General features: G+C 71.1%; 17 protein-coding genes. 1 reads left to right on the top strand and 16 read right to left on the bottom strand.

Annotation, left to right across the window (positions count from 1 at the left end; genetic code table 11):
* Nucleotides 1-183, top strand: a 183-nt coding sequence (locus ACFWUZ_RS33730; protein WP_384381518.1) for a hypothetical protein, incomplete at its 5' end; no start/stop codon positions are given.
* 189 nt (nucleotides 184-372) lie between these two features.
* Here the strand turns inward: ACFWUZ_RS33730 and ACFWUZ_RS33735 are convergent.
* From ACFWUZ_RS33735 to ACFWUZ_RS33810, 16 genes are all read right to left on the bottom strand, one after another.
* The gene (locus tag ACFWUZ_RS33735) at nucleotides 373-1,287 is read right to left on the bottom strand and encodes an RNA polymerase sigma-70 factor (protein WP_384381520.1); all 915 of its coding nucleotides are present in this window, start codon (nucleotides 1,285-1,287) and stop codon (nucleotides 373-375) included.
* Between the two features lie 108 nt (nucleotides 1,288-1,395).
* Nucleotides 1,396-2,817 carry an MFS transporter gene (locus ACFWUZ_RS33740; RefSeq protein WP_384381522.1) on the bottom strand — a complete coding sequence of 474 codons (1,422 nt, stop codon included), beginning with the start codon at nucleotides 2,815-2,817 and terminating at the stop codon, nucleotides 1,396-1,398.
* Between the two features lie 176 nt (nucleotides 2,818-2,993).
* Nucleotides 2,994-4,319 carry a cation:proton antiporter gene (locus ACFWUZ_RS33745; protein ID WP_384381524.1) on the bottom strand — a complete coding sequence of 442 codons (1,326 nt, stop codon included), beginning with the start codon at nucleotides 4,317-4,319 and terminating at the stop codon, nucleotides 2,994-2,996.
* Between the two features lie 121 nt (nucleotides 4,320-4,440).
* Nucleotides 4,441-5,718 (bottom strand): NAD(P)/FAD-dependent oxidoreductase, encoded by a 1,278-nt coding sequence (locus ACFWUZ_RS33750; RefSeq protein ID WP_384381526.1) that lies wholly within the window; start codon nucleotides 5,716-5,718, stop codon nucleotides 4,441-4,443.
* Nucleotides 5,719-6,066: 348 nt separating this feature from the next.
* Entirely contained in the window at nucleotides 6,067-7,488 is a 1,422-nt protein-coding gene (locus tag ACFWUZ_RS33755; RefSeq protein WP_384381528.1) for a DUF6851 domain-containing protein, read from the bottom strand.
* A 151-nt stretch (nucleotides 7,489-7,639) separates the two neighbouring features.
* A complete protein-coding gene (locus ACFWUZ_RS33760) occupies nucleotides 7,640-9,190 on the bottom strand; it encodes an MFS transporter (RefSeq protein WP_384381530.1) in 1,551 nt (516 codons plus the stop codon).
* A 253-nt stretch (nucleotides 9,191-9,443) separates the two neighbouring features.
* Complete coding sequence (locus ACFWUZ_RS33765; RefSeq protein WP_384381532.1) at nucleotides 9,444-10,442, bottom strand: aromatic prenyltransferase; 999 nt, start codon at nucleotides 10,440-10,442, stop codon at nucleotides 9,444-9,446.
* A gap of 127 nt (nucleotides 10,443-10,569) precedes the next feature.
* Nucleotides 10,570-11,223, bottom strand: a complete 654-nt coding sequence (locus tag ACFWUZ_RS33770) for an undecaprenyl diphosphate synthase family protein (RefSeq protein ID WP_384381534.1) — start codon at nucleotides 11,221-11,223, stop codon at nucleotides 10,570-10,572.
* A gap of 83 nt (nucleotides 11,224-11,306) precedes the next feature.
* Nucleotides 11,307-12,893, bottom strand: a complete 1,587-nt coding sequence (locus ACFWUZ_RS33775) for a class I adenylate-forming enzyme family protein (RefSeq protein WP_384381536.1) — start codon at nucleotides 12,891-12,893, stop codon at nucleotides 11,307-11,309.
* Between the two features lie 142 nt (nucleotides 12,894-13,035).
* On the bottom strand, nucleotides 13,036-14,184 hold the full coding sequence (locus tag ACFWUZ_RS33780) for a DegT/DnrJ/EryC1/StrS family aminotransferase (protein ID WP_384381538.1): 1,149 nt from the start codon (nucleotides 14,182-14,184) through the stop codon (nucleotides 13,036-13,038).
* Nucleotides 14,185-14,197: 13 nt separating this feature from the next.
* The gene (locus ACFWUZ_RS33785) at nucleotides 14,198-14,749 is read right to left on the bottom strand and encodes a cupin domain-containing protein (RefSeq protein ID WP_384381540.1); all 552 of its coding nucleotides are present in this window, start codon (nucleotides 14,747-14,749) and stop codon (nucleotides 14,198-14,200) included.
* Nucleotides 14,750-14,812: 63 nt separating this feature from the next.
* Complete coding sequence (locus tag ACFWUZ_RS33790; RefSeq protein ID WP_384381542.1) at nucleotides 14,813-15,877, bottom strand: type III polyketide synthase; 1,065 nt, start codon at nucleotides 15,875-15,877, stop codon at nucleotides 14,813-14,815.
* A 109-nt stretch (nucleotides 15,878-15,986) separates the two neighbouring features.
* The gene (locus tag ACFWUZ_RS33795; protein ID WP_384381544.1) at nucleotides 15,987-16,745 is read right to left on the bottom strand and encodes a helix-turn-helix domain-containing protein; all 759 of its coding nucleotides are present in this window, start codon (nucleotides 16,743-16,745) and stop codon (nucleotides 15,987-15,989) included.
* Between the two features lie 728 nt (nucleotides 16,746-17,473).
* A complete protein-coding gene (locus ACFWUZ_RS33800; protein WP_384381546.1) occupies nucleotides 17,474-17,830 on the bottom strand; it encodes a DUF3099 domain-containing protein in 357 nt (118 codons plus the stop codon).
* A gap of 357 nt (nucleotides 17,831-18,187) precedes the next feature.
* Nucleotides 18,188-19,906 carry a cytochrome bc complex cytochrome b subunit gene (locus ACFWUZ_RS33805; RefSeq protein ID WP_384381548.1) on the bottom strand — a complete coding sequence of 573 codons (1,719 nt, stop codon included), beginning with the start codon at nucleotides 19,904-19,906 and terminating at the stop codon, nucleotides 18,188-18,190.
* A gap of 408 nt (nucleotides 19,907-20,314) precedes the next feature.
* A complete protein-coding gene (locus tag ACFWUZ_RS33810) occupies nucleotides 20,315-21,862 on the bottom strand; it encodes an NAD(P)/FAD-dependent oxidoreductase (RefSeq protein WP_384381550.1) in 1,548 nt (515 codons plus the stop codon).
* Between the last annotated feature and the right edge of the window lie 58 nt (nucleotides 21,863-21,920).

Below are 21,920 nucleotides of genomic sequence, written 5' to 3' on the forward strand. Positions count from 1 at the left end.
TGCCCGTTCTGCCTGGTCATGCTCACCGACTCGGTCAACGGCAAGAAGAACGACGGCCAGGCCAGGGAATCCGTCCAGGTCGTCGACGTCGCCCAACTCCTCCTCGAATCCGTGAAGGCGCCCGCGGAAGCCACCGGTGCGCAGGAGGCCGAGGACGCTCAGGATCCGGAGCCGGTGAAGTAGTCCGCTCCCACCGGGTGCGCCGATGCGCCCGCCCGCCGTCGGGGGATGATGGCGGGCGGGCGCGCACCAGGGGAGGGTGTGCAGGGCCCACCCTAGGAACGTCCGGTCCGCGCGTCTCCTGCGGGCCACGGAACGTCGAGCTCACGTGCAGCGCCGTTCAGCCCGGCCCCGCTGTCGGGGCCCGCGCCTCTACCGGGTGCCCCGGTGCGCCTCGCGCTTGAGGGCCCAGGCGTCCGCCACCGGACCCAGGTGCCCGAGCTTGTCGGGGTTGATCACCGTGCGGACCGCCTGGATCCGCCCGTCGAGCACGTCGAGGGTCAGGGTCTGCACCACCTTGCCGTCCCGGTCGCGGAAGACCGCGCCCGGCTGGCCGTTCACCTCGTGCCGTTCCAGTCCCACTCCGGCCCGGACGAACGCCCCGAAGGCCGCGGCGAGCACCCGGGCCACCGGCTCGGCGCCGAGGACGCTCCGGGCCAGCGCCGGGGCCTTCCCGCCGCCGTCACCGACCAGCTGGACGTCGGCGGAGAGCAGGGCGCACAGGCCCTCGACGTCGCCCTCCGCGAACGCCTCGAAGAACCGCGCCGCCAGTTCGTCCCGCTCCCGGAGGTCCGCCTCGAACCGGGGGCGTCCTTCGTGCATGTGACGGCGCGCCCGCACCGCGAGCTGGCGGCAGGCGGCCTGTGACCTGCCCACCGCCGACGCGACCTCGGCGAACCCGAACCCGAACACCTCGTGCAGCACGAAGACCGCCCGCTCCAGCGGACTCAGCCGTTCGAGCAGCAACAGGGACGCCACCGAGACCGAGTCGGCCAGCTCCACCGACCGCGCCGGATCCTCGTAGGGGTCGGTCAGCAGCGGCTCGGGCAGCCACTGCCCGGTGTACTGCTCCCGCCGGACCCGGGCGGAGCGCAGCACGTCGATCGAGACGCGGGTGACCACGGCCGACAGGAAGGCCTTGGCCGAGTCGGGCCGGGCCGGCGAGGTCTCGTAGCGCAGCCAGGTGTCCTGGACCGCGTCCTCCGCCTCGCTCACGCTGCCCAGGATCCGGTAGGCGATCGAGAACAGCAGCGGCCGCAGGTCCTCGAACTCGTCGGTCCGGGTCATTCCGGCTCCCCCCTCGAGACCTGGTGTCACGACGGCCATCCTGCACCACCGCCTGCACCACCCCGGCCACCGGGCCGGGTCACGAGGGCGCACCCGTCCGTACGCCCGTCAGCGCGTGCCCTGATCGGCCAGCGTGGGCAGGACGGGCTGGGGGGCGCGGGTGACGGGCGGCTGGGGCGCGGAGGAGGGCTCGGTCTGCTGCACCTGCTGTACGTGGCTGCGGGCGCGCAGGGCGAGCGCGGCCACGATGCCGAGGGCGACAGGCACGGCCAGGACGAGGAGGACGGTGCCCATCGTCCAGCCCGCCTTGACCATCAGGCCGCCGAGCAGACCGCTGACCAGGGCGCCCAGCCGTCCCATACCGCTCGCCCAGCTCAGTCCGGTGGCGCGTACGGACCCCGGGTAGGCGACCGCGGCGATCACCTGGAGCGCGTTGTTGGCCGCCGGCAGGCAGAGTCCTAGGACGAACGCCGCCGCGAGCAGCGCCGAGAACTGCACGGCCCACACGGCAGCCGCGCCGAGGCCGAGCACGCTCAGTCCCCACAGGACGGCCAGCAGCCGGAACCGGTCGAACCGCTTGAGGGCGAAGGACACCGAGAGCTGTCCCGCCAGGCCGCCCCAGCCGAACGCCGCGACGGTCACTCCGGCCTGTGCGGCCGTCAGGCCCGTCCGCTCACCCAGCAGCGGCAGGTAGTTGAGGAGCAGGCCGACGACGCCCAGCCCGACGACGAAGCACAGCCACAGCAGGGCGTTGGTGAGGGCGAACTCGCGGGACAGGATGACCCGTGTCGCGGGCCGCGCCCGCCGCCGTGCCTCGGTCCGGTCCAGGGCCACGGCGGACAGGTCCTGGCCAGGAAGGACGGTGGCGAGGGCCTTACGGAGCTTTGCCGGCTGGTTGCGGGCGGCGAGCACGCTCACGGACTCCGGTATGAAGCGGATGACCGCCGGGATCAGCAGGAGCGGAGCGAGCCCGCACACGGCCATCAGCATGGGCCAGCCGAACGCGGGGATGAAACCCGCGGCGAGCAGTCCGCCGACGGCGGATCCGGCGGTGATGCCGGTGAAGGCCAGCGCGACCATCTGGCCCCGGCGCCGGGCCGGCGTCCAGTCCGCGACGAGGGCCAGCACGGTCGGCAGCACCGCGCCGAGCCCCAGGCAGACCGCGATCCGCAGTCCGGCGAAGGCGCCGATGCCCTGCGTGAGCCCCATGGACGCCGTACCCAGGCCGAACAGGGCGATGCCCGCGACGGTGACGCCCTTGCGCCCGTACCGGTCGGCGAGCGGAGCGGCGGCCATGCCGCCGACGGCCATCGCCAGGACGCTCAGCGTCACGGTGGCGGTCACCGCGTCGAGCGAGGTCCCCCACTCGTCCACGATCTTGGGGAAGACGAAGGCGGCGACGGTGGTGTCGATCCCTTCGGCCACCATCATGAGCAGGCCCAGCACCACGATGAGCCACTGCCGGCGGCTCATGGGGTTCTGGTCGATGAACGCTTGCGGGCTCAACTGCGGTGGGGCATGCGTGGTCATGGGCCGACCCTTTCGTCCGGAGGTACGTGGGGGCGCGCAGGCAGGGATCGCATCGCGCTCGGGTGCGGGTCCTGCGCGCAAGACGCGGTCGGTGCCGGGAGCCGCGGAGGCGGGCGGGAACGACGAACCGCCCCGCCAGGGTCCGGCGGGGCGGTAGGGGAGTACTTGAGAACGGCTCAGGCCGACTGGAGCGCGGCCTTCCCGTCCCGGTCGTGCGGCTCCTTCCCGTCCGGGGCGTCGGTCCGGTCCGGGGCGTCGAGCTGGTCCACGGTCTCGGGCTCACCGGCCCGGCGGCGGATCATGCTCAGTGCCGGAGAGGTCGCGGCCGTGGTGATCAGGGCCATCAGCACGAGCATCGTGAACAGGTCGGGCCCGATGACGCCGAGGCCGAGGCCGATGTTCAGCACCACCAGCTCGGTCAGCCCGCGGCAGTTCATGAGCGCGCCGATCGACATGGCGTCGGACCAGCGCTGCCCGGAGGCCCGGGCCGCGGCCGTGCTGCCGCCCCACTTGCCGAGCACCGCCACGGCGAGGATGGCGCCCGTCCACAGCCACTGCACGGGGTCTCCGGCCAGCAGCGAGATGTCGGTCTTCAGACCGGTGATGACGAAGAACAGCGGCAGCAGCACGGGCACGGTGAAGGCCCGAAGCCGGGCGCCGGTCACTTCCACCACACGGCTGCCGCGCGGGGTGACCACCCCGAACAGGAACGCACCGAACAGGGCGTGCACGCCGATCTTGTCGGTGGCCAGGGCGCTCAGGCACAGGCCGCTGAACAGGACGACGAGCACGACGGACTCGCTGTGTCCGCGCCGGAGCCAGCGGGCCAGCAGCGGACGGACGGCGTAGTACATGAACAGCGTGAACACCACGGCGTACAGGGCCGTCGTGAGCGCCTCCATCGGCGAGTTGCTCTTCGTCACCGCCACCACGGCCGCCAGCAGGCACCAGGCGGTCACGTCGTCCACCGCGGCGCACGCCATCGCCAGGGCCCCGATCCTGGTGCGGTACAGCCCGCGGTCGGTGAGGATGCGGGCCAGCACGGGGAACGCGGTGATGCTCATGGACACCGCGATGAACAGGACGAACGGCAGCTTGTCCACGCCGTCGGGCGCGAAGGAGCCGTACATGCCGAGCGCGAGGAGGGTGCCGAGGGCCAGGGGCAGGGCGATGCTCGCCTGGGAGATCGCGACTGCGGTCCGGCTGTGGCCGCGCAGCGCGCCGAGGTCCAGTTCCAGCCCCACCAGGAACATGAAGGCGAGCAGGCCGATGTTGCCGAGCGCGCCGATGAACGGCAGGACGGACTGGGGGAACAGCCAGTTCTGTACGTCGGGCCAGAGCCAGCCCAGCAGCGAGGGGCCGAGCAGGATGCCCACCGCGATCTCGCCGACCACCGGCGGCTGGCCGAGCCGCCGGACGAACTGGGCACCCGCCTTGCAGGCGAGGATCACCACGGGAACGGCTATCAGCAGGTCGGCCAAGGGGTCGTGTGCAGCTGCCATCGTGTCTCCTGGGGGTGGCGGAGTGAGGGGCGTGTGCGGGCCGGTGTGCGGCAGTCCGTCCACGGTGACTGCCGCACACCCGGTTCCGTCCCCTCCGGCCGTCCGTCCCGGAAGCCCGGACTCAGTTCTCCGCGATGGACGGACCCGTGGCGTCCGCGATGAGGTCGTCGAAGTTGAGGTTGAACATGCGGTGCTGTCCGCTGAGCCCGGAGACCAGCTTGACGAAGTCCACGCTCGCGTCGTTCTCGTGGTCGGGGTCGGTGATCTCCTGTGCCAGGCTGAAGTAAAAGCCCTTGGTCTTCGAGCGGTCGTAGAACTGCTCCACGAACTTCCTGATGTCGTGGAAGAAGTCCATGTACGCGGTGGCGTACCGGTCGAGCGCCTTCTCCTCGATCTCCGGGTGCTTGATTATCTTGTCGACAATGCCCGCCAGAGCGCTGCCGGCCATGGTCGCGAGCGCGACTCCGGTGGAGAACAACGGGTCCACGAAAGCGGCGGAGTCGCCGACCAGCACCCAGCCGTCCCCGTGGAAACGGTCATTGGTGTAGGACCAGTCGCGCGCGGTGCGGTAGCCCGCGGACTGGCGGGCGTCCTTGAGGAGTTCCTTCAGCTTGGTGGTCTTCGCCTTCTCGGAGACGAAGAGCTCCTCCAGGGACTTGTCGGTCGCGCCCGCCGTCGCCGAACGCGTCACGTAGCCGACGCTGGTCGTGCCCTTGTCGATCGGGATGGCCCAGAACCAGCCGTCCTCGAGGCCCTCGATGAGGATGTTGCTGAACTCGTCGCCGGGGAGGCGGTGGGCGTTGTCGAAGTACGTCCACACCGCGACGTTCTGCAGCTGCTCGTGCCAGTTGACCTCGGCGTACTTGCGGGCGAGCACGCGGGCCTGCCCGGAGGCGTCGATGACCAGGGACGCCCGGGCCTCGCGGATCCCGTCGAGGCCGCGCAGGGCGTACCGGACACCGACGACGCGGCCGTCCTCCTCGATGGGGTCCTTCACCGTCGCGTCCTCGACGACGTAGGCACCCAGCTCCCGCGCCCGGTCCAGGATCATCGCGTCCAGGTCGGCGCGGCGGGTGTGGTACGCGTAGGCGTAGGGACCGCCCTCGCCGAACGAGAAGTTCCACGGGATCTGGTTGTTGCCCCAGACCAGCGTGCCACCGTACTTGCGCTCGAATCCCCGGGCCTCCATGCGCTCGGTCAGACCGAGCTCCTCCATGGGCTTCATGAACGCGGGGATGAGCGACTCGCCGACGTGGTACCGCGGGAACCGCTCACGGTCGAGTACGAGAACGCTGTGTCCGCGCTTGGCGAGAAGCCCCGCGGTGGTCGCACCGGCGGGTCCGCCGCCGATGACGATGACGTCGAACTTGTCAGGAAACCCATAAAGAGTGGATGACATGCGAGACCTTCCCGAGTTCTGATCCGGCCGCGCTCGCGGGTGGCGTGCGGATTTCTTCCCGCTCCGGCGAAACGCGTTCACAGAACAGATTGCCGGGAGCGCTCGGGCGGTGTCATCGCTCAGATTGCTCAAGTGCCGGCATCGGCCCGGAACAGGCCGGGAAAGGTGAAAGGGGAAAGGCGTGGAAGGCCCTCCGGAGCCACGAAAGAACCGGGAAATCCGCGGAAAGGCAGCGCCGGAAGCAGAAGGCGGACCACGCGGCGCTGCCCCCGTACCGCGGCCGTCAGGAGCCGCGGTACGGGGGCAGCACGCCCCTGGCCGAGGGGGCGGCGCGTCCGCCGCCCGGGGTCAGTCCTCGACCTCGCCGTTGATGTGACGCTGCACGTACTCGTAGGCCCGGTCGCCGAACTGGGTGCCGAATTCGAGGGACCGCTCGGCCGTCGTCCGGAAGTGCGCGCCCGCCCACACCCGGCTGTCGGCGCAGTCCTTCTCGAAGTCGGTCCAGGTGGCGTAGCGCAGCTCGATGTCCTGGGCGGGAGCGATCCCCGGCTCCGTCAGCGTCGAGCCGGCGGGGACGGGATGCGTCCACTCCAGCACGTCGTCCCCGAGGAAGCGCCGCGCCGCCTGCGCCTCGGCGGCGGCGAGCGTGGTGGTGCCGCAGGGGTAGTCGGGGCTGTCCCCCACGGGCAGGTACGCGGCCCACTCGTCGGCGGGGAGGTCGTCGACCGTCCCCTTGCCGGGACCGCCCCAGGCCGTCACCGCACGGCTGCCGTACACGTGCCGGACGGCGCTGAACGGCCGTACGGCGTCGTACTCGTGCTTGTGGTGCCAGGCGGCTATGAGGCCGTCGAGCTGCGCCACGGAGGTCGTGAAGAGCAGCTGGACCCAGCCGTCCAGGTCCAGGTCGTGGGCCAGGGCCGCGGCCTTCGTCGACTGGAGGATGCCCAGGTAGGTGTTGTCGAAGAACTCCGCCTTCACCTTCTGCTCGTCGGTGAGCCCGGCCGATGCCGCCAGGACCTCGTCCACCGCGTTCCTGTACGCGCCGGCGTCGGTGTGGTCGAGGTGGTCGGGGGCCAGCTTGAACTCGCCGGGGTCCTTGTAGGTGTAGGCCTTGGCCAGCCGCAGCTGCGGGGTGGTGAACCGCTGGACGACGGAGATGGCCTTGTCCCCCGGACCGCCGCCGACGCGCCGGGTGTGGGGGACCACCGCAGGCTGCCAGCGCGAGGGTTCGACCAGTTCGTAGGCGGTGTTCACCGGCCGGTAGCCGGTGTAGTCGTCGTAGGGCCGGCCGTTGTAGGTGCGGCCCTCGTCGCCGAGGAAGTTCATGCCGTCCTGCGCGCGGGCCTCGACGGCGGCCTTGCCGGCCATGTTGCCGATGCCGACGGCGGTGGTCGGGTCCTCCGACTCGTCGTCGGGGTCCAGGCCGACGAACGTCAGCAGCTGCCGCATGACGTGGTCCCGCTCCGGATACGCGGCCTTCACCACCTGGTACGAGGCGTACAGGGCCGCGGTGTTCTTGTTCCGGTTGGTGGCGGACTCGGCGGCGGGGCGGCGGCCGATGCGGGAGTACACGCCGACCGCGGTCGGGTGGTACGGCGCCAGCGCGTCGAACCAGGCGGTCTGCAGGACGGCCTGGATCCAGATGATGACGGACGAGTCCTTGGGGCCGATGGCCTGCGTGTGGCCGGACGTGTCGCCCGCCGCGCCGATCAGGTCCCGGAAGAAGTTGCCGTTGTCGAAGTCGAAGGCGACGGGAGGTTGTCCGGCCATGGTCGTGTTCCTTGTCCCTTGAAAGGTGTGACGGTTGCAGATGGGTGGTGGGTGTACCGGGCGGGAGCTGCCCCGGACACCGGCGGCCGGCGGTACGCGGGTCACCCCGGCACCGCCGGCCGCCGTCCCCGGAGGTCCGGGCCGGCAGGCGTCAGGAACGCGCTGCTTCGGCCTGTCCGCTCTGCTCGCTCTGCTGCCCGCTCTGCTCGGACGGCTTCGCGGCGGGAGCGCCCGCGGGTGCGGGCAGCGGGCCGCTGCGCAGCATCAGGAAGGAGATGACGGCGCCGGCGACGAAGATGGCGGTGCACCACCAGAACACCGTGGTGTAGCCCTCGATCGCCGCGAGGCTGAGCTGCTCCGCCGACGGCTTGCCCTGCACCTGGCCGCTCAGCCAGTTGGTGGTGGCGGTGGCGGCGATCGTGTTGAGCAGTGCGGTGCCGATGGCGCCGCCGAGCTGCTGGCCGGTGCTGACCATCGCCGAGGCGATGCCCGCGTCCTGCATCGCCACGCCGGCGGTGCCGGTGCGCAGCGCCGCGCCGAAGATGAGGCCCATGCCGGCACCGATGGCGATGAGCGGCCCGAGCAGGTCCAGCGCGTAGTCGGAGTCGGTGCCGATCCCCGTCAGCCAGGCCATGCCGACCGCGCTGAGCAGCAGGCCGCCGGTGATCAGCGGCCGGGGGCCGTAGCGCGGCATCAGCTTGACGGCGCTGGTGTTGGCCCCGACGCCGGTGAACACGATCATCGGCAGCAGGGCGACGCCCGAGACGATGGCCGAGTAGCCGAGGTCGTTCTGCATGTAGTAGACGAGGAAGAGCATGACGCCGAACATGCCGGTCCCGACGAGCAGCATGGTCAGGTACGCGCCGCCGCGGTTGCGGTCGAGGACGATCCGGGGCGGCAGCAGCGGATGCGTGGCGCGCGTCTGCCAGAAGGCGAAGCCGATCAGGAGGGCGGCGCCGACCGCGAGGACCCCCCAGGTCGAGGGCGTGCTCCAGCTGTCCTCGGCAGCGTTGGAGAAGCCGAAGACCACGCCGAACATGCCGCCCGACGCCAGCAGCACGCCCGGGACGTCCATCCGGGCGCCCGTCTTGGGCTGCTTCTTCAGCAGGACGACGCTTCCGACGATCGCGACGCCGGCGAAGAGCAGGTTGACGTACATGGACCACCGCCAGTCCAGCGCGGAGGTCAGCGCACCACCGATGATCAGCCCCAGCCCCGTGCCGCTGGCCGCGACCGCGCTGAAGATGCCGAAGGCCTTGCCCTTCTCCTTCAGGTCGGTGAACGTGGTGGCCAGCAGGGCCAGGGCGGCCGGCGCCAGCATCGCGGCGAAGGCGCCCTGGGCCGCGCGGGCCGTCACCAGCGTCCCGAAGTTGGTCGCGGCGCCGCCGACGGCGGAGGCCACCGCGAAGCCGGTCAGCCCGATGAGGAAGGTCTGCTTACGGCCGATCAGGTCGGACAGCCGCCCGCAGAACAGCAGCAGGCTGCCGAACGGCAGGGCGTACGCGGTCACGATCCACTGCCGGTCGGCGTCCGAGAAGCCGAGCGCTTCCTGGGCCGACGGGATCGCCAGGTTCACCACGGTCAGGTCGAGGCCGACCATGAGGTAGGCGGTGCAGATCACCGCGAGGATCAGCCACCGCCTTGGGTCCAAAGCCGCCCCCGAGCTCGGTGCGGCCGCGGGGGCCGCGCTCCGTGCTTCCATGATCATCTCCTTGTTCCATGTTCCATCGAACGGACTTGAGGCGTCACCCACATGGCGGGCACGTCGGTTGTTCCGTGACGCGACGGCCGAGCGGGACCGGACCGGTCCCGCACGTTTCGCCACCAGCTTCGGCAGCACCTCTCGGACCAAAATGGGAACTGGGCGCAGATGGCGGCGATGTTCACGTCCCGATGGGTGGCGGACTCACTGGAGGGCTGCGTTCCAGGGTCGGACACCCGCCATCGGGAAGAATTCAGACCTGCTCTTTGTCGGTTGCCGCCGACCGATAGGGCTCGTACCAGGACGAGAGCCGGTAGTACGTACAGACGTCGATGAATTCCCCGTCCGGGAACCATTTGACGCCGAAAAGGGTCATGCGTTCGCCCTCGTACGCGCGCGGAGCCGTCGTCACGAAGCGTTCGATGTGCGGCTCGATCGGAGCGGGTACCGCCGCCGGATCCAGGCCGAGGCCCGGCGGCGGGGCGAAGGCGACCCGCACGATCCTGGGGGAATCCCAGCTGAAGGTGATGTTCGCCCTCATCGATTTCTGCGCGAACTCCAGCATCCGCTGATCCGGTTCGTGGAGTCCGATCTCGCGGAGCATCGAGCCGATCGCCTCGGCTCCGGGGCGGCCGTCGGGGGAGAACTGGAAATACAGGTTCATCGTCCTGCGCTTGTAGTCGACCCCGATCATCGCGACCTCGTCCAGCCCGTAGCGGGCGAAGAGGTCCGCGTTCTCGGCCACGGCGCGCGGCACGGACGGGACGGCGGCGAGGGCCGACACCTTCTGCAGGTCGTCAGGGAAGTGCGCGTACAGCTTCTTGAAGCCGCCCACCACGCCGCAGTCGACGAAGTGCTCCCTGATTCCCCAACGCCCCTGGATGTCCGAGAGGACGGAGTGGACGGGATGGTCCGATTCGGTGATGAAGCCGTGGGCCACCGCATGGGGATAGGGGTCACCGAGCCCCGGAGGTGCCATGAAGCTGTAGTCCAGCTCTCCCGAATGGCGCCCGCCGGTCTGCACGCTGAAAACGACCACGCCGTCCGCGAGCGCGTCCCCGAAGGCGGTCAGGATCGGCTGGACCTTGTCACGCGAGTAGGGTGCACCCACTAATCGGGCCGATTCCTGAAGGGCAGAGTACAGCTTTTCCACTTCAGTGACTCCGGACACCTGTCCTCCAATAGTCAGCGTGTGTGTTGTCTCCACCGGAATCCCGTACAGGCCCCAGGTTGCGATTCCGGCGGCGACCACACTAAAAACAGCATAAGTGGCCTGCGGCAGTGGATCGACCCAGAAAGCCTTGATTCCGGTGACGTTCGAGGGATACGCGAGTCCCGCTGTACGGATTCTCGAGAACGGGTGGGCCGGCCGGGCAGGATCAGGCCGGATAACCGCCGAATCGCCGGTCGCGCGCCCGGAGGTCCTTGAGGGCGGCGTCGAAATCGGACCGCGTCAGGTCGGGGAAGAGGAGGTGGGAGAAGTACAGCTCCGCGTACGGCGACGTCAGCGGGAAGAAGGACGACATGCGGACCGCACCGCCGGTGCGGATGAGGAAGTCGACCTTTTCCGGGACGTACGCGTGACGGGCCAGGATCTCCTCGGTCAGGGCCGGGATCTTCCCGTTGAGTTCGTTGAAGATGCCGATCACCTCGTCGGTGAGGGACATGCCCAGGATGTAGTGCAGGGTGAAGCCCGAGTCCTTGGCCGACCGGTCCCGCAGGTCCTCCAGCTCTGCGAGGTGCTGTGCGGGTACGAGGTCGAGCGACCCGGAGAAGTCGAAGTTGCAGGTCCGGTGCACTCGTTTTGCCACGTCGTTGAACGCGTCCATGAACGTGGTCACCGCGGCAGCGGGACGGCTGTGGTTGGCGGCGGACGAGGCCGTGACGTAGAGGGTGGTGATGCCCTCCTCCCTGGCCCAGTCCATGAACTCGATCAGCTTGTCCGCCATCGCCGCGTAACCGCCGTCGAGGGAGACGCCGTTCGCCTCCGACCAGCGGCGCATTCCGTCCGGCAGCAGCATCAAGTTGGTCACCGTGATCTCCTTCGGTTGCGTGGTCCGTACTCCTGCGGTGGTTGCCGGCCGCGGCGGCGGCGTGGTGCGCCGCCGGGCCGGAGTCAGGCCCGCACCTCCGGCTGCTGCTCGAACCGGCGGGCCAGCGCGAGCCGCTGCACCTTCAGCGTGGCGGTCCGCGGCAGCTCTGCCTGCGGGATCTGGACGGGGTCGGCGAGCTGGGGGAAACCGGCGACGGCCGCGCGCCACCGGTCCCGGTCCAGCGGTTCGTCGTCGACGGTGCAGACCACCGGGATCGCCTCGGCGTTCGGCCCCTGCACCAGGACCAGCTCGCTCAGCTCGTCCAGCCTGCCCAGCACGACGTCCTCGACCTCCAGGGAGCTGCGCACCCCGGGGATCATGTCGACCTCCCGGTCGAGCAGGTGCAGGCAGCCGAACCTGGAGCGGTAGCCGACGTCCCCGGTCCGCCACCAGTCGCCGTTGCGGTTGGTGTCGTAGCGGTCCTGCTCGCCGAAATAGGTCTTGGCCAGGCCGTCCCACGCGACCTCGATGAAGCCGGGGTTCGTCTCGGACGGCGTCTCGCCGTCGCGGCTCACCACACGGATCCGCGCGGCGCCGTTCGGCATGGCCCAGCCGACGCAGCGCCCGTTCGCCTTGTGGGCGGAGCCGCGGAAGTAGGCGCGGCCGACGGCCGGGCCGACCTCGCTCTGCCCGTAGATCTGGAAGAACAGGGCGCCGCGCCGGTCGGACGCCTTGAGCAGCTTGCTCATCGTCCCGGGGTGGATCGCGTCGAAGGTGCTGCTGAAGACCTTCACGGACCCGAACGGCGCGCGCGGGTCGCCGGCGAGCCCCTCCCACTCCATCAGCGAGTTGGGGAGCGCCTCGACGAACGCCGGCCGGTGCTCGATGAGCTGCTCGGCGACCTCGGCGGGATCCGACTCCCTCATGAGCAGTACCGGGTACTCCTTGAGGAGCGCCAGGGACATCGCCGCGACCATCCGGGAGTGCACGAAGGGGACGTGGATCGCGACGGTCTCCTTCTTCCGCATCAGGGAGAGCAGCCGCCACTGGGGTACGAGGCGGACCGCCTGGGTGCGGGGGGTGTGCACGACGAGCTTGGGGATCCCGGTGGTGCCGGAGGTGTGGGTGATCACGGCGGCCTCGTCCATCGGCCGGATCACCGGCCTGACCCGCGGCGCACCGGCGAGCCCGGCGAGGGAGACCGTCCCCGGCCGGTCGCCGCTCACGGCGATCACCCGCCGGGTGAGGTCCGCGAGCGGCAGCCCGGCCAGGACGTCGAGCTTGGGCCCGTCGGTGAGCAGGTTCGGCCGGCCCACCCGCTCGATCAGGGCGGCCACGGTCGCGGCGTCCAGGGCGGGCGAGAGGTTCACGACGACCGCCCCGATGCGGGACACCGCGGCGGCGAGCATCCAGTGGTCGGCGTTGGCGGTCTTGTAGAGCACGACGTGCTCGTCGGGCCGGACGCCCGCCGCCCACAGGCGGGCCGCGAGGTCGTCCACGTGGTCGGCGTACTCGGCCACGGTCAGACGCCGGCCCACCTCGGGCAGCACGTCCAGGTCGTGGTCCAGGGATATCGGTGTCGACCCGTTCACGGCCGCGGCCATCTGCGGCAGGAGGCCGATGTGCAGGCCGCGCTTCTGTATGGATGTGTAGGCCGTAGAGCCCTTCATGGGGACTGTCTCCTTATGGCGGGGTCGGGATCCCGCCCTCGTGGCGCGCAGGGGGCCCCGGACCCGCGCAGGGACGGCCGCCTTCGAGGCGACGACGGCCTGCGGGACCGCGGCCCCGCCTCGCGCCGGGGCCGGGGGCGCCCTACGCGCTGAGCCGGACGGACTTCCTGTTGGCCCGCAGCGCCGTGCGGACGGTTTCGGCAACACGTTCGACCTGGCTCATGGTCAGCTCGGCGTGCATGGGGATGCCGAGGTTGCGCCGGAAGAGGTCCGCCGAGACGGGGCACACCTGCTTCGACCGGAACGCGGGCTGGAGGTGGCTGGCCCACGTACCGTGCAGGGAGCCGATCCCCTGGGCCCGCAGGTCGGTGGCGACCCCGCCGCGGTCCACCGCCGGATCCAGCGTCACCAGGTAGGACTGCCAGGCATGGGTCCGGTCCAGGGGTACGTGCGGAACCGTCAGCAGTTCCTCGTCGGCGAAGAGTTCGGCGTAGCGCGCGGCGACGGCACGCCGGCGCTCCAGCAGCTCCCCGATCCGGCCGATCTGCACCTGCAGGATCGCGGCGGCGATGTCGGACAGCTTGAAGTTGTAGCCGATCTCGGTGAACTCCGGGATCGGCAGGCCGATGACCTGCCCCTGGTCGTAGATGCTGCCGATGCCGAAGGACGAACGCTGCCGCGCGTCCGCCCCGATCGCCGCGTCGGCCGCGATCAGGGCACCGCCCTCACCGCTGGTGGCTCCCTTGCGCCCGTGGAAGGACAGGCAGGCCACCTCGGCCAGCGCCCCGGCCTCCCGCCCCTTGTACGTCGCGCCCACCGCGCAGGCGGCGTCCTCGACCAGGAACAGCCCGTGGCGGTCCGCGATCGCCTGGAGCTCCGTGTAGTCCGCGGGCAGACCGACCGTGTCGACGGCGATGATGCCCACGGTCCGCGGACCGACGAGATCCGCCACCGCCTGCGGGTCCACGGTTCCGGTGTCGGCGCGCACGTCGGCGAAGACCGGGGTCGCGCCGACGTAGCGGACCGCGTGGGCGGGCGCCGGGAAGGTGTAGTCGGCGACGATCACCTCGTCGCCCGGCTGGACGCGGAACGCGAGCATCGCGAGGTGGAGCGCGGCGCCGCAGTTGCTCACCGCCACCGCGTCGCCGGCCCCGTACCGCTCCTTCAGCAGGGCCTCCAGGGCCTTGCCCTGCGGGCCCTGGCCGGCCGGCCAGCCCGAGGCGAACACCTCGGCGACGGCCGCCAGTTCCTGTTCGCCCAGACTGGCGTGGACGAGGGGGATCTTCTCCACCGTGGTCACCCTTCTACGCCTCGTGCTCTGCGGCCGGCCGGGCATCCCGGAGAACGGGCGGTTCGAAGCGCATCGGCGTGATCTGCTTGACGTCGTAGCGCCGGCGCATCGCCTCCACCGCCTCGGGGTCCACCGTCCGGCCGGTCGACCAGATCTCCGTGATCTCCTCGAAGTAGTGCTCGTGCTCGGGGGACGGGTAGCTCTGGAACAGCATGGTGGTCGGCTTGTCCGTGGGGTTCCGGAAGGCGTGCGGCGTCCCCGGGGGGACGAACATGCAGCTGCCCGCGCCCACGCGGACGGCGCGGTCCCCGTCGGCGGACTCCCAGTGGTGCCAGGTGTCCGCCGTGCGCTCGGTCGGCTCGAAGCACAGGAGCTCCAGCTCGCCTTCCAGGACGTAGAAGAACTCCTGCGATTCGCTGTGGACGTGCGCGCCGACGTCGAATCCCGGAGGGACGACCACCTCGAAGATGGAGATGGAGGAGCCCTCCTTCGAGGAGGCCTTGAAGGTCACTTCCTGGGCCTTGGTGACCAGCTTCCGTCCCTGGCCGGCCTGGACGATAGTCATGCGGTGTCACTTCCTTCGTACGTACGGGACCCCCGTCGGGGGGTGGGGTGGGGCGCGCCGGCTTCAGTCGTGGGGCGGTGCGTCGACGGACCAGCGGCCGAGCGCCATCTCGGCGGTGATGCCGGGACCGAAGCCCGCGATCAGACCGGTGGCGTCGTGCGCCGGCGGGTCCTCCTCGAAGAGCCTGCGCGCGGCGTCGAACACCACGGCGCTGGCGATGTTCCCGTACTCGCTCAGGGTGGCCCAGCTGTGGCGGAACACCTTGCGGTCGACCTCGAGGAACTTGGCGAGGTCGTCCAGGATCCGCGGACCGCCCGCGTGCACGATGTAGAAGTCGAGGTTGCCGGCGTCCCAGCTGTGCTTCTGGGCGAACTCCCGCAGCACCGGGGCCAGCGGCTCCATGGTCCCGGGCACCCGGCGGTCCAGCTGGAAGTGGAAGCCGGTGTCCTTGACGGCGTAGGAGATCCAGTCCTCGGTGTTCGGGATGACGTAGGAGGCGTTCCGCTCCAGGTCGATGCCGACGCCGCCGTTGCCGCGCACCACGGCGGCCGCGACCGCGTCACCGAACAGGCCGTCGGACAGCAGGGAGCCGATGTCGTCCGCGTTCGGCTGGTAGCACAGCGAGCACAGCTCGGCCGACACGATCAGGACGTTGCTCCCCGGGTGGGCCAGGCAGAAGTCGTGGGCGCGGTTGACCGCCGCACCACCTGCCGCGCACCCCAGCTGCGCGATGGGTATCTGGACGGTGTCGGACCGGAACCCGAGCTTGTTGATCAGCCATGCGGTCAGCGACGGCATCAGGAACCCGGTGCACGACACGTAGATGATCGCGTCGATGTCACGGGCCGCCACGTCGGCGTTCTTCAGGGCCTCTTCGATGACCGCAGGGGTCCGCTTCTTGGACTCGACCTCGTAGATGCGGTTGCGTTCCGTCAGTCCCGGGTGGCTGAGGGTCTTCTCGATGGGCTGCACCAGGTGCCGCTTCTTCACGCCCGTGTTCCGGATCAGCCGCAGCGCCAGCGGCAGCTGCGGCTTCCCGGCGTGGGCGTTCTCGGCGAACTCGAGGGTCTCTTCCATCGTGATGACGTATTCCGGCGCGTGTACCGCGGGCTTGCATAGCCTGGGCATATCCGTGCTCCCATTTCTCTAGGGTCTGCCTGCTGTACGGGAAGGTCTCCGGCGTCCCCCGCGACCGCCTTCGGGAACGGTGCGCGGGGGTGTGCGCCGACGGCCGGGATCACGCCGCCAACGGCTGCGGGGCGATGTCCATCAGGGCGGAGAGGATCGGCGGCCGGGTCCAGTCGAGGGGGGACAGGGTGATGTCGAGCCGGTGCGCGGTGGCGTCCTTCACCGGCACCGGGCCGACGGTGGCCGTCAGCCGCGTGGGGCCCGGGCCGGCGGTGCCGCCGGACTGCCTGCCCTGGGCCACGGCGTGGATGTACCAGGTGCCCTGGGGCACGCCGGCCAGCGTGAAGCGGCCCGGCGCGGACGGGCTGCTCCAGGAGGCGGGGGCCCCTTCGAGGATGGGGCTGTCGAAGGCGCCGACGTAGACGGGCGAGAGGACGAAGCCGGCGGTGCGCAGTACTCCCGTCACGGAGCCGGTGCGCCGGGCCGTCGGCACGGGCGCGGCCGGCTCCGTTTCGGACGGTCCGGGCTCCCGGGTCTCGTCGCGGCCCGTGAGCGACAACTTCCGGTACTGCGTGGGGGAGAGCCCGACCGACTCGGTGAAGCGGCGGGTGAAGCTTCCCGTGCTGCTGTATCCGACCTGCGCCGAGACGTCGGCGACGTTGAGGGAGGTGCTCAGCAGCAGCCGCTTCGCCTCCTGGAGCCGTACCGCACTCAGGAACCGTCCCGGGGTGACACCGGTGACCCGGGTGAACATCCTCAGGAAGTGGTACTTGCTGACCATGGCGCTGCGGGCCAGCTCGTCGAGGCTCAGCGGTTCCCCGAAGCGTTCGCGGATCGTGGTGACGGCATGCTGGACTAGGTGCTCCATGGAGGGCTCCTCATCACGGTCACTGGGCCGGTGGTGCAGCCGGGAGAGCTTGAGGGGCGCTGATCGGGGGACGGCACGGTGGCGGGCCCGGGGACGGAGGCGGGCCGGTGGTCCACCGCTCGGCGGACCCGTGCGGACGTCCGGGTGCACGGGGTGGTTGCCGGGGACGGCGCCAGGCGGCAGCGTGAGGTCACGGCCGCGGCCGCAGTCAGCGGGCTCTCAAGTGAGGGGGCGCCTTCGCCGTGCGGGTGGCTGCGAGGGGGGTGATCGCCGGTTCGTGGGCGACGGACCCCGGTCCCGTCGGCACCGGCCGACGGATTCAGCACTCAATCCAGCGCCGTGCGGCGGGATTTGGGCAGGGGAGGCGTGCTGAAAGAGTGACACGCCCGGCACTCCGCGCCAAGAGCACTCCGGAGTGACGTGGGTCACATCATCGGATGAGCCGACCGGTCCCCAGCGGCAGCGGACGCGCGCGAGGTGTACGCGTGCCGGGGGTGTACGTGTGCCCGGGGTGTACGTGTGCCGGAGGCGTACCTGTGCCCGGGGTGTACCTGTGCCCGGGGTGTACCTGTGCCGGGGTGTACGTGCCGTACGCCCGTGCCCGGCGCGTTCCGCGGGGCACAGCCTTCAGCCCGCCTCCGGGCCCGCCCCGTGGGGGGAGGGCCGGAGACGGGCTGAAGGCGGGGCACCGGCTGCCGCGGCGGCCCGTGAGGGGACCGGGGCGGGCGTCAGCCGGCGGCGTTCCGCTCGGGCGGCAGGATCAGGGTGGGCTCCAGGAGGACGCGGGTGAGGGGCTCCTCTCGGACCAGCTTCAGCGCCGGCCGGGCCCCCCGCTGCTGACGCCAGCCGGCCTGGGCCGCCACCACGGCCACGTACGGGATCACCACCCCGGCGACCAGGGCGCAGAAGGCGAGGGCGGGCCAGCGGTCCCAGGTGGCGGCCATCACGACCACGCAGGCGCTGCGCACACCCATCGCCACGATGTAGCGGCGCTGCCGGCCGCGCACGTCCTGGCTCAGGCCGGTGCGCGCCCGGGTGATGGACTCGGCCCGGGTTCCGTCCCGGCGCCATGGGGTTCGGTTCATCGGGCCTCCGTGGGTGCTCCGGCGGTGGCGCCGGAAAGCCGGACGGGGGCGGGGCCCCCTGCTGAGCCGGGCAAGGACTCCGCGCTGTGCGGACGGACGTCCACCCATGCTGCGGCCGCGCGCTCCGGAGCGGCTCGAGTCCTTGTCGTGCGGCGGGCCGGGTGCCGGACGGCCGGCCCGTGACGGCGCCGGACGTGCTGCCGCCGGGGACGGGACGGCGCCTGACCTGACGGCGCCTGACCTGACGGCGCCTGAGCTGACCGTGACGGACGGAACGACGGCGGCGCGGGTGACCGTCCCCCGATCACCCGCGCCGCCGCGGCTATCCGTCCCGGACTCCTGTGTCGTGACGCCGGGTCAGTGCAGTTCCTGCTCGGGCTCCCGCTCGCCGGCGGAGCCCTGCCGGCCGATCTTCACGGGCCCGTCGGGCGGGGTGTGCCCGCCGGACGCGTGGTCGAGGTGTGCCAGGGCCTCCCGCATCTCCTCCGGCGTCGGCGCCGGGACCTGGCCGCCGTAGAGCCAGCGGCTGAGCCGGTGGCGCAGCGCCTCCTTGCGGTTCCGGGGATTGGGCACGCCGTCGTGTTCCGCCGCCGGTGCCGGCAGCGGCGCGTAGGGCTCCTTGGTGAGCAGGGCGTACTCCCGCCCGCGGTCGAGACGCTCGTGCACCTCGACGAACTCGCCGTGCGGCAGCCTCCTGATCCTGCCGGTCTCGCGGCCGTGCAGGAGCTTGTCGCGGTCCCGCAGCTGCAGGCCCAGAGCGATGCGCTTGGTGATGACGTACGTCAGCGCCGGGACGAGGAAGATGCCGATCCGTACGCCGTAGGTGATCGAGTTCAGGGACAGGTTGAACTTCTCGGCCAGGATGTCGTTCGCGCCGCCGAAGAACAGCACCATGTAGAAGGCGATGAACGCGGAGCCGAACGCGGTCCGCGTGGGGTGGTCGCGCGGCCGGTCGAGGAGGTGGTGCTCGCGTTTGTCCCCGGTGACCCAGGCCTCCAGGAACGGCCAGAGAGCGATCACGGCCATCATCAGGGTGGGCAGGATGACGGCGGGTACCAGGACGCCCATGTTGACGGTGTAGCCGCCCGGGACGGTGAACTCCCAGGCGGGGAAGGCCCGTAGGGCGCCTTCGAGGAAGCCCATGTACCAGTCGGGCTGGGAGCCCTGGGAGATCTGGTCGGAACGGTAGGGGCCGAAGTTCCACACGGGGTTGATCTGGGCGACGCCCGCCATCAGCGCGAGCACCCCGGTGACCAGGAACAGGAAGCCGCCGGCCTTGGCCGTGTAGTGCGGCATCAGGGGCTGGCCGACGACGTTCTGCTCGGTGCGGCCGGGGCCCCGGAACTGGGTGTGCTTGTGGTAGAAGACCAGGAACAGGTGGACGGTGAGCAGCGCCACGATGATCGCCGGGGTCAGCAGGATGTGCAGGCTGTAGAACCGGGGGATCACGTCGTGGCCCGGGAACTCGCCCCCGAACAGGAACATCACCAGGTAGGTGCCGACCACCGGGATGGCGAGGGTGACGCCCTCGGCGATGCGCAGGCCCGTTCCCGAGAGCAGGTCGTCGGGGAGCGAGTACCCGAGGAAGCCCTCCAGGGTGACGAGGACGAGCAGCGTGAAGCCGATCAGCCAGTTCGCCTCGCGCGGCTTGCGGAACGAGCCGGTGAAGAAGTGCCGCATCGTGTGCAGGCAGAGCGCGGCGATCATGGTCAGGGCCGACCAGTGGTGCAGCTGCCGGATGAACAGGCCGCCGCGGATCTCGAAGCTGATCTTGACCGTGGAGGCGTAGGCCTCCGACATCCTCATGCCCTGCAGCGGGGTGTGCGGGCCGTCGTAGACGACTTCGCCCATGCTCGGATTGAAGAAGAATGTGAGCCAGACTCCGGTGAGGAGCAGCATGATGAAGCTGTAGAGCGCGATCTCACCGAACATGAACGACCAGTGATCGGGAAATACCTTGCGGACCAGGAACCGCAAATGGTAGATCCCGAGCCGGCTGTCAGCCCAGTCGGCGAGGCGTTCGCCACTGGATTCCTCGGTGCGCGCACTCTGCGGCGCTGATCTGGTCGTGCTCATACCCGCGCGCCCTCCCCTCGCCGCTCGGCCGTTACGGGCATCTCCGGTCCGGCCGGCAAGCGGTCGGTGGTCGTTGCGGCCTGCCGCGGCGGAAGCGGGCCCGTGCCCTGGAGCACCTGGAACGCTATCGACGCCCTCTGGGGACGGACAACCGGGCTTGAGCGGAAACCCTGCTCCGACTGGACCGGTCCTTGAGCGAGTTGCGAGTCGCCCGGGTGCATATCAGCCCCCTTCATGTACAACAGGGCGGTTTTTCCAACCGGCTTACCGGTTTTCTTTTCGCCCCTCTTCCTCAAGTCCGTTGCTACAGCGCCTAATGGCTCCACTCTGGTCATACGCGAATCGTATGGCTGCGTTCCATCAGGTCTGTGGCCGGGTACAGCCTGCCGCGCATTCGAATACGGGCGCCTATGACCTTCGCTGGTCACCGGCGGGTGCCGGGGCCGGCCATTGCGCCGACGACCCCGTGGGGCGGGCCCGGGCCGAGCCGGCGGAGACCCCTATGACGGGTACCGCCGGTGCCCCGGAGCGGCGGCGCCGGGCGTCCGGGCCGTGCGTGGTGCTGGGCACGGCCGAGGGGGCCGGGCCGCCGGGGCCGCGCAGCGCGGCCAGCAGTGCGCGCGGTCCCCGGGCGGCGGCGGGCGGGCCGCCCGCGTCGAGCTGTTCGAGCAGCAGGGCCGCCGCGGCCGGGTCGGTGGTCGCGGCGGCCGCGAGCCGGGCCGCGTACCGCCGGCCGAGCCGGGCGCGCAGTCCGGCCGGCACGTCCTGCTCGTCCCCCGCCGCGTACGGGTTGCGGGTGCTCAGCTGCCAGGCGGGGGTCAGGCGGTGGGCCAGGGCCCGGCGCATCCGGTAGCTGATGCCGACCGCCGTGCCGTGGCTCGTCAGCATGTGGTCCAGGACGAGGGCCGCCTCCACGGCGAGCGCCATGCCCTGCCCGTGGGCCGGGTCGAGGGCGACGAAGGCGTCGCCGACGACGAGGAACTGGTCGGGCCAGCGGCGCAGCTTCTCGTAGTGGCGCCAGCGGTTCCCGGTGCCGCTGCTGCCGTAGACCGGCCCGAGCGGCGTGGCGACCTCGATGACCTCGCGCAGCAGCGGGTGGCGCAGGGCGCCCGCCGCCCGCAGTAACCCCTCGTGGTCGGCGGGCGGCCGCTCGCCGTCCTGGGCGCTGACCGTCACCGACCAGCGGCCGCCCTCGACCGGGTGGAGCACGCCCTGGCGCGGATGGCCGGGCGCACCCATGAGGAACAGGCTCTTCCAGTCGGCGACGTGCCCGACCGGCGGCGCGAACACGGCGGTGGCCGAGGAGGTCCGGGCGCCGGCGACCGTCTCCGGGGGAGGCTGGTAGCCGAGCTCGGCCAGCCACTCGGGGGCGCGCGAGCCGCGCCCGCCGGCGTCCACCACGAACGCGGCGGACACCAGGCGGCGGGCGGACCGGCCGCCGGTCGCCCTGCGGTCCCGGCCGCGCACCCACACGCCGGTGACGGTGTCGTTGCGGCCGGGCTCCAGGGCGACGACCTCGTGCTCCTGGAGGAAGGTCACCTTCGGGTCGGCGCGCAGCCGCCCGCGTACCACCGAGTCGATCAGGTCGCGGCCGGCGCTCAGCACCGACAGGTCCGAGCCGATGCGGGGCAGCCAGCCCCCCGGCCCGAGCAGCAGCATGTCCTCGGGCATCCGGACGCGGACCGCGCCGGCGCCGGTCAGGTCCCGGAGCACACCGGGGAACAGCTCCTCCAGGCCTTGCTGCGCGGTGGTGGTCAGGGTGTGGGTGTGCCGTGCCTGGGGTACGCCGCGGCGCCGCCCGGGGCCGCGCGGCACCCAGTCGCGCTCGATCACGGTGACCCGGTCCATGAAGTGGGCCAGCGCCCGCGCCGCGGTGAGTCCGGCGAAGCCGGAGCCGATCACCACGGCGTGGCCGTGGCCGCCGGCCCCGCCGACAACACGTGTGTCCAGACTCAACTCGGCTGCCCCTCCCGGTCGTCGTGGTTGCATCATGCGGCGCGCGGCCTGCCCGCGG

It is taken from the genome of Streptomyces sp. NPDC058646 (assembly GCF_042716875.1).
Classification (GTDB): domain Bacteria; phylum Actinomycetota; class Actinomycetes; order Streptomycetales; family Streptomycetaceae; genus Streptomyces.

Excerpts from the sequence above, each read along its gene's own strand:
- ACFWUZ_RS33785 (WP_384381540.1), bottom strand. The coding sequence starts at position 14,749 with ATGACTATCGTCCAGGCCGGCCAGGGACGGAAGCTGGTCACCAAGGCC.
- ACFWUZ_RS33755 (WP_384381528.1), bottom strand. The coding sequence starts at position 7,488 with ATGGCCGGACAACCTCCCGTCGCCTTCGACTTCGACAACGGCAACTTC.
- ACFWUZ_RS33740 (WP_384381522.1), bottom strand. The coding sequence starts at position 2,817 with ATGACCACGCATGCCCCACCGCAGTTGAGCCCGCAAGCGTTCATCGAC.
- ACFWUZ_RS33750 (WP_384381526.1), bottom strand. The coding sequence starts at position 5,718 with ATGTCATCCACTCTTTATGGGTTTCCTGACAAGTTCGACGTCATCGTC.
- ACFWUZ_RS33800 (WP_384381546.1), bottom strand. The coding sequence starts at position 17,830 with ATGAACCGAACCCCATGGCGCCGGGACGGAACCCGGGCCGAGTCCATC.
- ACFWUZ_RS33790 (WP_384381542.1), bottom strand. The coding sequence starts at position 15,877 with ATGCCCAGGCTATGCAAGCCCGCGGTACACGCGCCGGAATACGTCATC.
- ACFWUZ_RS33795 (WP_384381544.1), bottom strand. The coding sequence starts at position 16,745 with ATGGAGCACCTAGTCCAGCATGCCGTCACCACGATCCGCGAACGCTTC.
- ACFWUZ_RS33760 (WP_384381530.1), bottom strand. The coding sequence starts at position 9,190 with ATGGAAGCACGGAGCGCGGCCCCCGCGGCCGCACCGAGCTCGGGGGCG.
- ACFWUZ_RS33745 (WP_384381524.1), bottom strand. The coding sequence starts at position 4,319 with ATGGCAGCTGCACACGACCCCTTGGCCGACCTGCTGATAGCCGTTCCC.
- ACFWUZ_RS33735 (WP_384381520.1), bottom strand. The coding sequence starts at position 1,287 with ATGACCCGGACCGACGAGTTCGAGGACCTGCGGCCGCTGCTGTTCTCG.
- ACFWUZ_RS33805 (WP_384381548.1), bottom strand. The coding sequence starts at position 19,906 with ATGAGCACGACCAGATCAGCGCCGCAGAGTGCGCGCACCGAGGAATCC.
- ACFWUZ_RS33775 (WP_384381536.1), bottom strand. The coding sequence starts at position 12,893 with ATGAAGGGCTCTACGGCCTACACATCCATACAGAAGCGCGGCCTGCAC.